This window comes from Rathayibacter sp. PhB179 (assembly GCF_004345345.1).
Taxonomy (GTDB): domain Bacteria; phylum Actinomycetota; class Actinomycetes; order Actinomycetales; family Microbacteriaceae; genus Rathayibacter; species Rathayibacter festucae.
The window spans coordinates 44,697-59,122 of record NZ_SLVD01000013.1; the positions used below are offsets into that span (position 1 = coordinate 44,697).

The window sequence follows — 14,426 nt, forward strand, 5'->3', positions numbered from 1 at the left end:
CGCTCGGCGATGCCGCCCTCACCCCGACGGCACCCATCTCTCGAGAAGGAACTGCCATGACACCACACACCTCCCCACGCCCGCTCGCCTCAGGACTCGTCGCGCTGGTCGCGACCGGGGCCCTGCTCTTCAGCGCGACACCGGCCCTCGCTCAGGGCGGTCTCAGCACCGCGTCCTCGAGCGTCTCCGCCGCCCGCGCGTCGGCCCCCGACGCACTGAATCCCGGCCAGCAGCTCCTCGCCGGCCAGTCCATCGCCTCGAGCCAGTCGGGAGGCGGCTACACCTTCCGGATGCAGGACGACGGCAACGCCGTCGTCTACGACGAGGTCGGTCACGCCGTCTTCGACGCGGGCACCTCGGGGCGCGGCAACCGCCTCGTGATGCAGGAGGACGGCAACGTCGTCATCTACTCCGCCGACGGCCGAGCGCTCTGGAGCACCGGGACGGACAACGAGACGGACGCGTCTCTGATCATCCAGGCGGACGGCAATCTCGTCGTCTACCGGGAAGACGGCTCGCCGGCCTGGGCGAGCAGCGTGAACCGCAGGATCCCCCAGCCGCCGTTCAGCACCCTCTACGTGGACGACGCGCTCTCCCGCGGGCACCAGCTCACCTCGCCGAACGGACTCTTCCGCGCGGTCATGCAGCGCGACGGCAACCTCGTCGGCTACGGCCCGGACGGCGTCGTCTGGAACACCGGCACCGTCGGCACGGACAACCAGCTCCTCGTCTCCGACGACGGCTACGCCGTGATCATCGGCGCGGACGGGGGGATCAGGTGGGCGGCCGACACCGGGGGTGTGGCCAACTCCCTCACGCTCGACGACAGGGGTGTCCTGACCGCACTCGATGAGGACGGCGCCGTCCTGTTGACGAGCCAGTCCGGACTGCCCGGCGCGCAGATGTACGCCCCCAACACCCTCGCGAGCGACGGCCTCCTCCGCTCCGACGACGGCCGCTACCGCGCCGTGATGCAGGGTGACGGCAACTTCGTCGTGTACGGCCCGACCGGGGCGGTCTGGCAGACCGGCACCTCCGGCGTCGAGAGCTCGTTCGAGTTCTCGAAGGACGGGACGGCGCAGGTCGTGGCCGGCAGCGGCGCCGTCACCTGGACGGCGACGCCCGCGGGCGGCACCGCCCCGTTCCGCCTCGCCATGCAGAGCGACGGCAACCTCGTCGAGTACGACGCCCACCACCACGCGGTCTGGTCCAGCCGCTGACGGCTTCTGCAGTCCGGCTCCCGCAGTCGCGATGAGGCCCTCACTCGACGGCCCGGCCCGTGCTCGTCAGCACGAGCCGGGCCGTCGTCGTGCCCTCGGAGCAGCATCCGAGGAGATCGCGTGCCGACCGCCGACGCCGTCCGGAGAGCCGGGAAGCGGACCGCGCGACAGAGAGCACGTGTCGAACGCCAACGCGTGACGAGCTCGAACACGAGTGCTTCGGTGAGAGGGAAGACCGCTCGGCGACGCCGCCTCGTCAGCGGCGGTGCCGATCTCTCGAGAAAGAACTGCCATGACATCCACCACGCACCCACGACGCCGAGCCTCCAGGATCGTCGCACTCGTCGCAGCCGGAGCCGTACTCCTGGGTGCGACACCTGCTGTGGCCCAGGAGGCCGCCCCTGACGCGTCTGCATCGACTCACTGGAGTCCGACCACGCCGGCCTTCAAACGGTGGCCCGCCCCGTCCGGTGGCCCCGACCGCGATTACTACAACGCTCTTCTCGCCGGGGAAGTGGTCTACTGGACCGGCACGAACCCGGACGGAAGCCTGAACCTGGACCGAACCGTGCTCTCCGACCCGTCCGGAAGCTACGTCTTCGCCATGCAGGAGGACGGTGACGTCGTCCTCCGCTCCAACGACGGCAGGATCCTGTTCCGCACAGGGACCCTCAACGCCTCCCCGACCCAGGTGAACTATCTGGGACTGCAGAGGGACGGGAACATCGTGGTCCTCTCGGGCGATGAACGTCCGATCTGGAGCTCCGGAACGGACGGCGAACCGGGCGCGAATCTCGTGCTCGGGGAGGACGGCGACCTCGTCCTCTACCGCCGGAACGGCACTCCGGCCTGGTCCGCCAGCGCCGGGAAGATCGCCGAGCCGCCGACCGACACCCTCGCCACCGGCGGCACCCTCACCTACGGCCACCAGCTCACCTCCGAGAACGGGCTCTTCCACGCGGTCATGCAGCGCGACGGCAACCTCGTCGGCTACGGCCCCTCCGGAGCGATCTGGAGCACCGGCACTCGCGGCATCGGCAATCGCTTCGTCATCCAGGACGACGGCAACGCCGTGGTCTACGGGGCCGACGGCGCGGTGAGGTGGGCGTCCGGTACCAGCGGGGACGGTCTCACCGTCCAGCTCGAGGACAGCGGCGTGCTGGATGTCCGCGATGCCGACGACGACCTGGTATGGGACAGCCAGTCCGCGCTGCCCGGGTCGGTCCTGTACGCCCCGAACGACCTCCAGACCGGCAACCGGCTGCGCTCGGACGACGGCGCCTATCGTGCCGTGATGCAGGGTGACGGCAACTTCGTCGTCTACGGCCCGACGGGAGCGATCTGGCAGACCGCCACCTCCGGTGTCGAGAGCTCGTTCCAGTTCTTCCGGAACGGGAGAGCACAGGTCGTGGCCGACAACGGCGCCGTCACCTGGACGGCGAAGCCCGCCGCCGGCGGTGACGGCCCGTTCCGCCTGGTCATGCAGAGCGACGGCAACCTCGTCGAGTACGACGGACAGGGCCACGCGATCTGGTCCATCCGCTGACCCCGCCGGGATCGACGCGTCGGCGGACGCGCTGACGTCCCCCTGCGACGGCCCGGCTCGTGCACACCCTGCATGCGCCGGGCCATCGGCGTTCTCACGCGCAAGGTCCAGCCCTGCGCGACTCCCCCTCAGAGCGCAGAAGCGGGACGACGCGACAACGACCCTGCGCCCCGCGCCGGAACGCATCGAAGTCCAGCAGCAGTGCTTCGGTGAGAGGGAAGACCGTTCGGCGATGCCGCCTCGTCGACGGCGGTGCCGATCTCTCGAGTAAGGAACTGCCATGACGTCCACCTCACATCCACGCTCCCTCGCCTCCGGACTCGTCGCGCTCGTCGCGGCGGGAACCCAGCTCCTCGGCGCGACACCCGCCCTCGCCGAGAGCGCCGTCGGAGCAGCATCCTCGACGAGCGGCGCTCCCGCCTGGTCCGCCGGCGCCGGGACGACCGCCGAACCGCCGCACGACACCCTCGGCACCGGCGGCACCCTCGCGCCGGGCGACCAGCTCACCTCGAAGAACGGGCTGTTCCGCGCGGTCATGCAGACCGACGGGGACCTCGTCGGCTCCGGGCCCTCCGGCGTGATCTGGCACACCGGCACCCACGGCGCGGGCAACCGCTTCGTCCTGCAGAACGACGGTGACGCCGTCGTCCTCGGCGCCGACGGCTCGGTGGAGTGGACGTCCGGCACCAGCGACGACACTCTCACCGTCCAGCTCGACGACAGCGGAGTGCTGATGCTCGTCGACGACGAGGGCGACCTGGCCTGGGACAGCCAGTCCCAGCTGCCGGGGTCGGTCCTGTACGCACCGAACTACCTCTCGGCCGGTGACGTGCTGCGCTCGGACGACGGTCGGTACCTCGCGGTGATGCAGTCGAACGGGGACCTCGTCGTCCACGGTCCGACGGGCACTGTCTGGCAGAGCGGGACCTCCGGCATCGACAACGCGCTGCACGTCGCCGAGAACGGAGTCGCGTCGATCTACGACTGGAAGGACACCGTGCTCTGGACGAACGGTCCCGCCTCCGGTGCGGTCGGACCGTTCCGGTTCGTGATGCAGAACGACGGCGCCCTCGTCGAGTACGACGGTCAGGGCCACGTCGTCTGGTCCAGCCGCTGACGGCAGCGGACAGCGGGCTCCGCCGAGGCGGTCGGCCCTGCTCCGACGGCCCGGTCGTGCGCATCCCGCACGAACCGGGCCGCCGTCGTGAAGGCCCGAGTCCGAGCGACGAGCGAGCGAGCGCCTCCGTGATGCCGACGCCCGCTCCACCGGGACACGGCGTCCCGAGCGCACGCCCGATCCCGCCCCCGCGTGCGAGCATTCGAGGATCCGCTCGGCGATGCCGACCTCTCGAGAAAGATCTGCGATGACGCCTCCCTCTTCCTCCCGCTCCGCCGGGCCCTCCCGATTCGTCGGCTCCGGGCTCGTCGCGCTCGTCGCGACCGGAGCCCTCCTCTTCACCGCGACGCCCGCGCTCGCCGAGGAGGCGGTGCAGCAGACGCTCTCCTCCTCCTCCTCCTCCGACTCGGCTCCTGCGCTTCAGACGAACGCCGACCCGCAGTCCCGCGCCGCCGGCGCGTACTACAACGCGCTCGAGGGCGGCGAGGAGCTCGCCCGCGGCGAGAGCATCGTCTCCGACGATCCCGGACCCGCCTACGAGTTCGTGATGCAGACCGACGGCAACGCCGTCACCTACGCGCCCGACGGCCGCGTCGTCTTCGCGACCGGCACCGCCGGCCGCGGCGACCACCTCGCGATGCAGACCGACGGCAACGTCGTGATCTACTCCGCCGACGACCGGCCCGTCTGGAGCACCGGCACGAACGACGAGCCCGGTGCGTACCTGATCATCCAGGAGGACGGCAACCTCGTCGTCTCGCGTGAGAACGGCTCCCCCGCCTGGGCGAGCAGCGTGAACGGGAGGATCGCCGAGCCGGCGACCGACACCCTCTTCACCGGCGAGACCCTCCGCGGCGGACGCCAGCTCACCTCGGCCGACGGCCGCTTCCGCGCCGTGATGCAGACCGACGGCAACTTCGTCGGCTACGGCCCGCAGGGCGTCGTCTGGAACACCGGCACCCGCGGCGCCGGCAACCGCCTCGTGCTGCAGACCGACGGCAACGCCGTGATCTACGGTCCCGACAACTCGGTCCAGTGGTCCTCCGGCACCCGCGGCAGCGACCTGCGGCTCGGCATCAACAACGCCGGATCGCTGATCATCGTCGACCAGGTCGACACCGTGCTCTGGACCAGCCAGGCGCAGCTGCCCGGCTCGAGCCTCTACGCCGAGAACGGACTCGCCGCCGGCAGCCTCCTCCGCTCGGCCAACGGCGTCTACCGCGCCGTGATGCAGGGCGACGGCAACTTCGTGGTCTACGTCCGCTCCGGTCCGATCTGGTCGACGGGCACGTCCGGCGCGGGCAGCTCGTTCAACCTCTACGAGGACGGCTTCATGGCCGTCGTCCGCGGCGACGGCATCGGCACCTGGACGGTCACGCCCCGCGCCGGCGCGGTCGCCCCGTTCCGCCTCGTCATGCAGGACGACGGCAACCTCGTCGAGTACGACGGACGCAACCAGGCGGTGTGGTCGAGCCGCTGAGCGCGGTGACCTCGCTGCCCCTCTGATCGGGTCCCGCCCTGCGGCGGGCCCCTCCCGACGGCCCGGCTCGTGCACCCCCTGCACGGGCCGGGCCGTCGGCGTTCCCGGACGGCGCGGCCCGCTGCCGTGGGCGGACCGCCACCTCCGGCGTGCGGCCCGCAGCGGCGCACGGTTCGTCGCTGCTCCCCCGCCCGTCGCATGATGGAGGGGTGAGCGACGCCGGCGACTTCATCCGCACGGCGCTCGAGTACGAGGGCGACGTCTGGCGAGCGCAGGACGTGCGCGAGCGGCTCGGCGCGAGGCTCGACTCCACCGGGGCCTCCGTCGGCGCCGTGCGCGGGACCGTGCGGGACGCGCTGAAGAAGTTCCGCGGGCTCGAGCACGACGACGTGACCGCGCTGTCGTCGGAGCTGTGGGCTCCGCCCGTCTTCGAGACGCGGCTGGCGGCGGTCGTCCTGCTGCAGTCGCGGGTGGCGCTGCTGCGGGCTTCCGATCTCACCCGGTTGGAGGGCTTCGCTCGGGACTCGCGGGTCGACGAGCTCGGCGATCCCCTGGCCGTCGATGTGATCGCTCCCCTGCTGTCCACGCTGGCGGGCCCTGCTCGCACGCGGGCCGACGCGGTTCTCGACCGCTGGGCCGTCGAGGGTGACCGCCTGGCGCGCGTGTCGGCGCTGGCACGAGCGACGCGCTGACGGCCGCGCTGCGGCGGCTCGGTCCTTCGATCAGGCGCTGGCCGCGGTGCCGTCCGCGATCGTGATCCGCCGGTCGACGGCGAGGGACGCGGGGACGCGGTGCGCGATCAGCACGACCGTGCGGCCCGAGGCGGCATGCAGCAGGTCGGCGAGCAGCGCGTCCGCGACCGGCGCGTCGACCGAGGCGGTGGGCTCGTCGAGCACCAGCACGTCGAAGTCGGCGAGCAGGGCGCGGGCGAGCGCCAGGCGCTGCGCCTGACCGCCCGAGACGAGCGAGCCGCGCTCGCCGACCCGGGCGTCGAGACCGCCGCGGGCCGCGGTCCAGGAGGCGAGGCCCACCCGCTCGAGGACGGCGGTCAGCACCGCGTCGTCGGCCTCGGGCCGGGCGAAGAGCAGGTTCTGCCGGATCGTCTCGTCGAAGAGGTAGGGCTGCTGCTCGACGAGGCCGACCAGCCGGCGCAGCTCGTTCTGGGGCAGCGTGCGCGCCTCCACTCCGCCGATCCGGTAGGAGCCCGTGTGGTCGAGGAAGCGGACGAGCGCGTGCGCGAGCGTCGTCTTGCCCGAGCCGCTGCCACCGGTGACGAGGATCCGCTCGCCCGCGCGCAGCTCGAGCGAGACGTCGCGGAGCGCCGGCGTCGCGGCTCCGGGCCGGGAGACCGAGAGGTCGCGGAGGACGATGTCGCGGCCGAGCGGGACGGCGGCCGACGGATCGACGTCGGCGTCGGTCGCCAGGGCCGGCGACGCGGCCTGCGCGTCGAGGTCCGCGAGCCGCTGCGCACTCGAGAGCGCCGAGCGCGCGCTCTGCACCGCCAGCGGAGCGGCGGCCGCGACCTCGAACACGGCTAGCGGCACCAGGGCGAGCACCCCGAGCGCGGGGCCGCCGAGCTCGCCGACCGCGGGGATCCCGAGCGCGAGACCCGCCCAGACCGCGCCGCCGGAGCACAGCGCGAGGACGGCGGCGGCGAGCCCGGTCGACGCCGCGCGCCGGCGAGCGGCCCGGGTGAGCGCCGCCTCCGCCTGCGCGACGTCGGCGATCGCGTCGTCGGCCGCGTCGAAGGCGATCAGCACGTCGAGCCGGGTGACCAGCAGGTTCAGGCGCTCGGCCAGCTCGCCGCGCAGCGGCGCCAGCTCGCGGTCGGCGCGCGCCGAGACCAGCCCCGAGCCGAGGGCTCCGCCGACGAACGCGAGCACGAGCAGACCGAGCAGCACGGCGCCCATCGCGGGCAGCAGGAGCCAGACGCCCACCACCGCGGCGGCGGAGACCACGGCGGCGACGACCAGCGGCTGCACGATCCGCAGCGGCACGTCCTGCTGCGCGTCGACGTCGGCGACCACCCGCGAGACGAGATCGCCGCGGCGCACCCGACCGAGGCCGTCCGGCGCCACGGGGACCAGCCGGTCGTAGACGCCGGCGCGCAGCTCGGCCAGCGCGCGGAACGCCGCGTCGTGCCCGGAGAGGCGCTCGAGGTAGCGGAAGAACGCCCGCGAGAGCGCGAAGGCGCGCACGCCGACGACGGCCATCGAGAGGAAGAGGATCGGCGGCTGCTCGGCCGCCCGCACGATCAGCCAGGCCGAGCAGGCGAGCAGGGCGACGACCGACGCGGACGACAGCAGCCCGAAGGAGAGTCCGGGGAGGAAGCGCCGCGGCGCCGGCATCGCCGCCCGCAGCACCTCGGTGCGGTTCACCGGAGCACCGCCTCGGCGGGGGCGAGCGCCAGCACGGCGTCGGCGGCGGCGATGGTCGCCGGGCGGTGCGTGGCGACGAGCACGATCACGCCCTCGTCGGCGAGAGAGCGGAGCCCGGCGAGCAGCGCGCGCTCCGACTCCTCGTCGAGCGCGGCGGTCGGCTCGTCGAGAGCCAGTACGGCGCAGCCGCGCTCGAGGACGCGGTGCACGGCCCGGGCCACGGCGACCCGCGCCGCCTGCCCGCCGGACAGTCCGGTGCCGTCCGCATCGATCCGCCGGCCGGGGTCGAGGTCGGCCCCCGCGATCGCGAGCGCCCGGTCGATGCGCGCCGGGTCGGGCGAGCGCGAGCCGAGCGCCACGTTCGAGCCGACGGTCCCGGGGAGCAGATCGGGCCGCTGCCCCGACCAGGCGAGCCAGTCGCGGCCGGTGGCGTCGTCGACCGCGGCCCCGCCCAGGACGATCGCGCCGGTCGCCGGGGCGAAGCCGGCGAGAGCGGCGAGCAGCGTCGACTTGCCCGAGCCGCTCGGACCGGTCAGCGCGGTGATCGACCCGGGAGGCAGAACGGCGTCGACCGGCGCGAGGACCCGGCCCGCGCCGTCGTCGACCCCCAGAGCGCGGAGCTCGAGCGCTCCGGAGCGTCCCGGGGCCGCGGAGCGGGCGGGCACGGCGGAGGCCGCCTCGATGATCGCGAAGGCCTCGTCCGCCGCCTGCACGCCGTCCGCCGCCGCATGGAACTCGGCACCGACCTGCCGCACCGGCAGGAACACGTCGGGCGCCAGCACGAGCACGAAGAGCCCGATCGCGAGTCCGAGCGAGCCGTCGACCAGCCGCAGCCCGATCGACACCGCGACGAGCGCGACCGAGAGCGAGCCGGCCAGCTCGAGGACGAAGCTGCTGACGAAGGTCACCCGCAGCACCTTCATCGTGTGCACGCGGTAGTCCTCGGTCAGCGCGCGGATGCGGGTGCTCTGCCGCTCCGCCCGTCCGAAGATCTTCAGCGTGGCCAGTCCGCCGACCGTGTCGACGAAGCCCGAGGCCAGCGCCTGCAGGCGGCTCCACTGCCGCTTCTGCACCGCCTGCGTCGCCCAGCCGATCAGGATCATGAAGACCGGGATCAGCGGCAGCGTCACCACGAGGAAGAGCGCGCTGAGCGGATCCGCGAGGAAGACCACGAGTGTCAGGATCGGCGTGGTGATCGCGGTCGCGATCAGCTGCGGCAGGTAGCGGGCGAAGTAGCCGTCGAGCGCGTCGAGCCCGCCGCCGAGCAGGGCGACGACGCCGCCCGAACCACCGGTGCGGCCGGACGGGCCGAGCGCGACGAGCGAGGCGAGGACGGCCGACCGCAGCTGCGCCTTCGCGTCGGTGCCGCCCCGCGCGGCGTTCACCTCGACGGCCCAGGCCAGCAGCGCGCGCACCGCCACGATCCCCAGCAGCGCCGCGAGTGACGGCGCCAGGTCGGCGGCCGAGCGCCCGTCGACCGCCCCGGCGACGAGCTGCGCCACCAGCCACGCGAACGCGACCGCGGTCGCCGTGCGGGCCAGCGCGAGCGCCCCGCCGAGCACGAGGAACATTCGTGCGGAGCGGGCGTAGCGGAGCAGTCGGGGGTCGAGGGGCTTCACGGTCGCGATCGGTCAGTGCGCGTCGACCGGGATGTGGCTCCGGGTGATGCGCTTGCGGAAGATCCAGTAGGTCCAGGCCTGGTAGCCCACGATGAGCGGGACGAAGACCAGCGCCGTCCAGCTCATCACCGTCAGGGTATAGGGCGTGCTCGAGGCGTTCTCGATGGTCAGGCTGTTCGCGACGTCGTTCGAGGCGGGCATCACCGCCGGGAAGAGCGTGGTGAACAGCGCGAGCACCGCGAGGCCGATCGTGCCGGCCAGCAGGGCGAAGGCGCGGCCCTCCCTCCCGCGCACGTTGGCGACCCAGGCGAGCACCAGGGCGGTCGCCGCGGCGATCGACAGCAGCCAGGACGGGCCGCTCCCCTGCGCCAGGTTCGTCCAGCCGAGGAACACCGCGGCGACCGCGATGGTCACCAGTCCCGCCCGCGTCGCCAGTCGGCGCGCCCGCTCGCGGATCTCGCCGTCGGTCTTCAGCGAGACGAAGACGACGCCGTGGGTGAAGAAGAGCAGGAGCGTCGTCGCGCCGCCGAGCAGCGCGTACGGGTTCAGCAGATCGAAGACCGTCCCGATGTAGTTGTGGTCCGCATCCAGCGGCACGCCCTGCACGATGTTCGCGAACGCGACGCCCCAGAGGAACGCGGGCACGGCCGAGCCGACCACGATCATCGTGTCGAACCGCTTCTTCCAGGCGGCCTCCGGACGCTGGTGCCGGTACTCGAAGGAGACGCCGCGGGCGATCAGCGCCAGCAGGATCAGCAGCAGCGGCAGGTAGAAGCCGCTGAAGAGCGTCGCGTACCACTCGGGGAAGGCGGCGAACATCGCAGCGCCCGCGACGATGACCCAGGTCTCGTTGAGGTCCCAGACCGGCCCGATCGTGTTGATCAGGACGCGGCGGTCGGTGTCGTCGCGGCCGAGGAACGGCAGCGACATCCCGACGCCGAAGTCGAAGCCGTCGAGGACGAAGTAGCCGATGAAGAAGACGGCGACGATCCAGAACCAGAGCGTGGCGAGATCGAGCGATCCGAGGTCCATGTGCGCAGTGCCCTTCTCAGTAGACGGTGCCGACGAGCTGCGGGCGACCGCTCTCCTCGTCGATCTCGGGGGCGTCGTCGGGGCCGGCCTGGGCCGCCCGCTTGATCAACCGGAACTCGACGACCGCGAGGGTGCCGTAGATCGCGGTGAAGGCGATCAGCGAGATCAGCACCTCGAGGCCGCTGACCCCGGGCGAGACGCCGTCCGCGGTCTTCAGCAGGCCGAAGACGAGCCAGGGCTGGCGGCCCATCTCGGTGAAGACCCAGCCGACGATCATCGCCATCAGCGGCAGCGGTGCCGCCCAGATCGCGATCTTCCACATCCACTGCTTCGGCTCGCGGCCCTTGCGGGTGAACCAGAGGCCGGCGGCGGCGACGCCGATGGCGAGGACGCCGAGCGCCATCATCCAGCGGAACGACCAGTAGGTGACCCAGATGATCGGCGTGTAGTCGCCCGGGCCGTAGACCGCGCTGTACTGCGCCTGCAGGTCGTTGATGCCCTCGACGGTGCCGGTGAAGGTGTGCGTCGAGAGGAAGGAGAGCAGATACGGGATGCGGATCGAGAAGAGCTCGCTCGAGCCGTCGGGAGTGCCCCAGGTGAAGATCGAGAACGAGGCGTCGACACCGGTGGACGTCTTGTACAGCGCCTCCGCGGCCGCCATCTTCATCGGCTGCGTGTCGACCATCGCGAGGCCGAGCGAGTCGCCGGTGAAGAGGGTGAGACCGCCGCTGATCAGCATCATCCAGGCGCCGAACTTCAGTGCGGGGCGCATCGTCTCGAGGTGCTGGTTGCGCGAGAGGTGGTAGGCGGCGACGCTGACGATCACCGCGGCCGAGACCATGAAGCAGGCGAAGATCGTGTGCGGGAACGCGGCGAGCGCGACCTTGTTGGTCAGCAGGGCCCAGATGTCGGTGAGCTCGGCGCGGCCCTTGGCCTCGTTGATCCGGAAGCCGACCGGGTTCTGCATGAAGGCGTTCGCGGCGATGATGAAGTAGGCCGAGAGCGTCGTGCCGAGCGTGGTGAGCCAGATCGTCGCGAGGTGCAGCTTCGCCGGGAGCTTGTCCCAGCCGAAGATCCAGAGGCCGATGAACGTCGCCTCGAGGAAGAACGCGAGCAGGCCCTCGAAGGCGAGCGGGGCGCCGAAGACGTCTCCGACGAAGCGGGAGTAGTCGCTCCAGTTCATCCCGAACTGGAACTCCTGGACGATGCCGGTGACCACGCCCATCGCGAAATTGATCAGGAAGATCTTCCCGAAGAACTTCGTCAGCTGCAGGTAGTGCACGCGACCGGTGCGCCCCCAGCAGGTCTGGAAGATCGCCACCGTGAGCGCCATGCCGATGGTGAGCGGCACGAAGAGGAAGTGGTAGATCGTCGTCAGGCCGAACTGCCAGCGCGACAGGAGGAGCGGGTCCAGGAGTTCGTTCACGGCTCCGAGCCTAGGTCGGCCGGAGGGGCGCGATGCCCCCGGATCCCAGTAATGGGGCGGATGTGCGCCTCCCGCGGGGCCCCTGGCGACACCCTTCCGGGGCGGTTCGAGCCGCCCGCCGACGGCCCGCGCGTCAGCGACGTCTCGACGTCGAGACAGAGCGTCTCCACGTCGAGAGATCTTCGCCCGTGGGTCCGGTCGAGCAGCACCCCCGGTCGTCGGAGGGTCGGCGACGGACCTCTCGACGGCGAGCGACCACGTGCGCCGATGCTTCCCGCTGTCGAGCTCGCATCTTCACAGGTCTTTCCCAGTCGCCCCGGCGTCCCGCGTCCGCTGTGAGAGATCGTGCGCCGTCACCGCGCGACGCTCGCGGCTCCCGCCCGGCCGCGCCCCCTACGATCGAGGGATGCCGAGCAAGGGGAGCTACGCCAAGGGCGTCGCGAAGCGCGAGGAGATTCTGCAGACCGCTCTCGAGGTGTTCTCGCGGCAGGGGTACCGCAAGGCCTCGCTGCGCGAGATCTCGGAGGAGGTCGGCCTGACGCAGGCGGGGCTGCTGCACTACTTCGACTCGAAGGAGGAGCTCTTCGCCGAGGTCCTCCGCAAGCGCGACGACACGGACCGCGCCGTCTACGACCTGGAGAAGAAGGGCGACCAGGCGATCGAGGAGGTCGTCAGGCTGATCCGGCACAACAGCGAGGTGCCCGGTCTCGTCCACCTCTACGCGACGCTCTCCGCCGACGCGACCGACGAGTCGCACCCCGCGCACGAGTTCTTCATCGAGCGCTACCGGACCGTCAACGAGGTCTTCGCCGCCCGGGTCCGCGAGGACCAGAGCGAGGGGCTCATCGCCGCCGACATCGATCCGGAGCTGGCCGGCAAGATGATCACGGCGCTGTCCGACGGACTGCAGGTGCAGTGGCTGCTCGACGACCGGGTCGACATGGGCTCGATCGTCGAGACCTTCTGGTCGCTGCTCAAGCGGGTCCGCTGAGATGCAGGACCGCACGCGCCCGTGAACGACGCTCTGACCGGCATCCTCGCCTTCGTCGTGAGCGTGCCGCCCGTCTGGCGGACCCTGCTGGCAGGCCTCGCCGTCTTCTTCGAGACGACGATCCTCGCCGGGCTGATCGTGCCGGGCGACACCATCGTGATCGTCAGCGCGACCGGCGTGACCTCTCCCCCGCAGTTCGTCGCGCTGGCGATCGCCGTGATCATCGGCGCGCTCTGCGGCGAGTCGGTCGGCTTCTACCTGGGCCGCTGGTTCGGACCGCGCATCCGCGGGTCGCGCCTCGGCCGCCGCCTCGGCGAGAAGAACTGGCTGCGGGCCGAGCGCTACCTCGCGCGCCGCGGCGGCATCGCCGTCTTCCTCTCGCGCTTCCTCCCGGTGCTGCACTCCCTCATCCCGCTCACCGTCGGGATGAGCGGCATGAGCTACCGGACCTTCATGGCCTGGACGACGCCCGCGTGCATCCTCTGGTCGTTCGCCTACGTCGGCGTCGGGGCCGCCGCGGCGGGCGGCTACCGCGAGCTGTCGGACAGCCTGCACTACGCGGGCTACCTCTTCGTCGGAGCGATCGTGGTCTTCGTGCTGGTCGTCCTCGGCGTGAAGAAGCTCCTCTCACGCGCGGAGGCGCGTCACCTCGACGAGTGACGCGCCTCCGGGCCTGAGCGGTTCGGGTCAGCCGAGGAGGCCGGCCGAGGTGAGCCACTCGGTCGCGATGGCCGCGGCCGACTTCTGCTCGTTGACGCTCTCGGAGTTCAGCGCGACGAGGTCGTCGGCGGTCAGCTTCGCGCTGACCCCGTTGATGATCTCGGCGGCGTCGTCGTCGACCTTGTCGGAGACGATCGGCACCACGTTGTCCGCGACGAACAGGCCGTCGGGGTCGGCGAGGGGCAGCAGGTCGTTCGACTCGATGTTCGGGTCGGCGGTGTAGATGTTCGCCATCTGGATCTGGTTGCTGGCCAGCGCGTCGACGGTCGTCGATCCGCCGCTGTCCTCGATCGCCTGGAACGTCGTGGCGATGCCGTACTTCGACTGCAGAGCGTCGGGCCCGTAGGGACGGGTCTGCAGCTCGGAGTTGCCGCCGAGCACGATCGGGTCGGTGACGTTCTTCAGCGAGGCGATGTCGGTCAGGTTCCACTGGTCGGCGAAGGCCTGGGTGACCGTGTAGGAGTTCTGGTCGCTCGCGTCCGCGGCGTCGAGCGCGCGAAGTCCGTCGGGCAGGGCGTCGGTGAGCGCCGAGTAGACGTCGTCGGCCGTGGTCGCGGTCGTGTCCGGCTCCAGCGCCTGCAGGAGGCTGCCGCCGTACTCGGGGAACACGTCGATCGAGCCGCTCTCGATCTCGGGCAGGTAGATCTCGCGCTGACCGATGCGGAAGTCGCGCTGCACGGTCATCCCCCCGTCCTCGAGGGCCTGCGCGTAGATCTCGGCGATGATCTCGTTCGAGTAGTAGTCCTGCGAGCCGATGACGATGGTGTCGCCGCCGGCGGTCGCTCCCGATCCTTCGTCGAGCGGATCGCTGGACGAGCACCCTGCCAGCGCCACCACGGCGCCGACCGCGAGTGCGCTGAGAACGACACGGCCCTTCTTGGTTGCTGTGAACATCTC

At 71.6% G+C, this 14,426-nt stretch carries 12 protein-coding genes; 7 read left to right on the top strand and 5 right to left on the bottom strand.

The genetic code is table 11. The features are described 5' to 3' along the window. Nucleotides 1-56: 56 nt before the first annotated feature. The 5 genes from EDF43_RS20595 (at nucleotide 57) to EDF43_RS20615 (ending at nucleotide 6,055) form a co-directional block, all read left to right on the top strand. Nucleotides 57-1,220 carry a hypothetical protein gene (locus EDF43_RS20595; protein ID WP_132438337.1) on the top strand — a complete coding sequence of 388 codons (1,164 nt, stop codon included), beginning with the start codon at nucleotides 57-59 and terminating at the stop codon, nucleotides 1,218-1,220. Between the two features lie 514 nt (nucleotides 1,221-1,734). Next, nucleotides 1,735-2,766, top strand: coding sequence for a hypothetical protein (locus EDF43_RS20600; RefSeq protein WP_165909222.1), 1,032 nt, complete (start codon nucleotides 1,735-1,737; stop codon nucleotides 2,764-2,766). Nucleotides 2,767-3,046: 280 nt separating this feature from the next. After that, nucleotides 3,047-3,883 (top strand): hypothetical protein, encoded by an 837-nt coding sequence (locus tag EDF43_RS20605; protein WP_132438339.1) that lies wholly within the window; start codon nucleotides 3,047-3,049, stop codon nucleotides 3,881-3,883. Nucleotides 3,884-4,130: 247 nt separating this feature from the next. Further along, the gene (locus tag EDF43_RS20610) at nucleotides 4,131-5,363 is read left to right on the top strand and encodes a hypothetical protein (RefSeq protein WP_165909223.1); all 1,233 of its coding nucleotides are present in this window, start codon (nucleotides 4,131-4,133) and stop codon (nucleotides 5,361-5,363) included. A gap of 209 nt (nucleotides 5,364-5,572) precedes the next feature. Beyond that, nucleotides 5,573-6,055 carry a DNA alkylation repair protein gene (locus tag EDF43_RS20615; RefSeq protein ID WP_132438341.1) on the top strand — a complete coding sequence of 161 codons (483 nt, stop codon included), beginning with the start codon at nucleotides 5,573-5,575 and terminating at the stop codon, nucleotides 6,053-6,055. A 30-nt stretch (nucleotides 6,056-6,085) separates the two neighbouring features. Here the strand turns inward: EDF43_RS20615 and cydC are convergent, their stop codons facing one another. From cydC to EDF43_RS20635, 4 genes are read right to left on the bottom strand one after another with little or no spacing between them, the layout of a single operon-like run. Beyond that, nucleotides 6,086-7,741, bottom strand: a complete 1,656-nt coding sequence (gene cydC / locus EDF43_RS20620) for a thiol reductant ABC exporter subunit CydC (protein ID WP_279389015.1) — start codon at nucleotides 7,739-7,741, stop codon at nucleotides 6,086-6,088. Next, nucleotides 7,738-9,360: a thiol reductant ABC exporter subunit CydD gene (cydD, locus tag EDF43_RS20625; RefSeq protein ID WP_132438342.1), complete on the bottom strand. Its 1,623-nt coding sequence runs from the start codon at nucleotides 9,358-9,360 to the stop codon at nucleotides 7,738-7,740. The genes cydC and cydD overlap by 4 nt, the downstream gene beginning before the upstream one ends. A gap of 12 nt (nucleotides 9,361-9,372) precedes the next feature. Continuing rightward, nucleotides 9,373-10,392, bottom strand: coding sequence for a cytochrome d ubiquinol oxidase subunit II (gene cydB, locus EDF43_RS20630; RefSeq protein ID WP_123703059.1), 1,020 nt, complete (start codon nucleotides 10,390-10,392; stop codon nucleotides 9,373-9,375). Nucleotides 10,393-10,408: 16 nt separating this feature from the next. Then, the gene (locus EDF43_RS20635) at nucleotides 10,409-11,818 is read right to left on the bottom strand and encodes a cytochrome ubiquinol oxidase subunit I (RefSeq protein ID WP_132438343.1); all 1,410 of its coding nucleotides are present in this window, start codon (nucleotides 11,816-11,818) and stop codon (nucleotides 10,409-10,411) included. Between the two features lie 406 nt (nucleotides 11,819-12,224). On the opposite strand from EDF43_RS20635, the gene EDF43_RS20640 reads away from it, so the two are divergent. Together EDF43_RS20640 and EDF43_RS20645 are read left to right on the top strand one after the other, a co-directional pair. Continuing rightward, nucleotides 12,225-12,809, top strand: coding sequence for a TetR/AcrR family transcriptional regulator (locus EDF43_RS20640; protein ID WP_123732086.1), 585 nt, complete (start codon nucleotides 12,225-12,227; stop codon nucleotides 12,807-12,809). 21 nt (nucleotides 12,810-12,830) lie between these two features. Next, nucleotides 12,831-13,469, top strand: coding sequence for a DedA family protein (locus EDF43_RS20645; protein WP_132438344.1), 639 nt, complete (start codon nucleotides 12,831-12,833; stop codon nucleotides 13,467-13,469). A gap of 27 nt (nucleotides 13,470-13,496) precedes the next feature. Here the strand turns inward: EDF43_RS20645 and EDF43_RS20650 are convergent, their stop codons facing one another. Continuing rightward, nucleotides 13,497-14,423, bottom strand: a complete 927-nt coding sequence (locus EDF43_RS20650) for an ABC transporter substrate-binding protein (protein ID WP_132438345.1) — start codon at nucleotides 14,421-14,423, stop codon at nucleotides 13,497-13,499. Nucleotides 14,424-14,426: the final 3 nt, after the last annotated feature.

Coding starts and splice junctions, on each gene's coding strand:
- EDF43_RS20605 (WP_132438339.1), top strand. CDS start 3,047: ATGACGTCCACCTCACATCCACGCTCCCTCGCCTCCGGACTCGTCGCG.
- EDF43_RS20640 (WP_123732086.1), top strand. CDS start 12,225: ATGCCGAGCAAGGGGAGCTACGCCAAGGGCGTCGCGAAGCGCGAGGAG.
- EDF43_RS20610 (WP_165909223.1), top strand. CDS start 4,131: ATGACGCCTCCCTCTTCCTCCCGCTCCGCCGGGCCCTCCCGATTCGTC.
- cydB (WP_123703059.1), bottom strand. CDS start 10,392: ATGGACCTCGGATCGCTCGATCTCGCCACGCTCTGGTTCTGGATCGTC.
- EDF43_RS20595 (WP_132438337.1), top strand. CDS start 57: ATGACACCACACACCTCCCCACGCCCGCTCGCCTCAGGACTCGTCGCG.
- EDF43_RS20650 (WP_132438345.1), bottom strand. CDS start 14,423: ATGTTCACAGCAACCAAGAAGGGCCGTGTCGTTCTCAGCGCACTCGCG.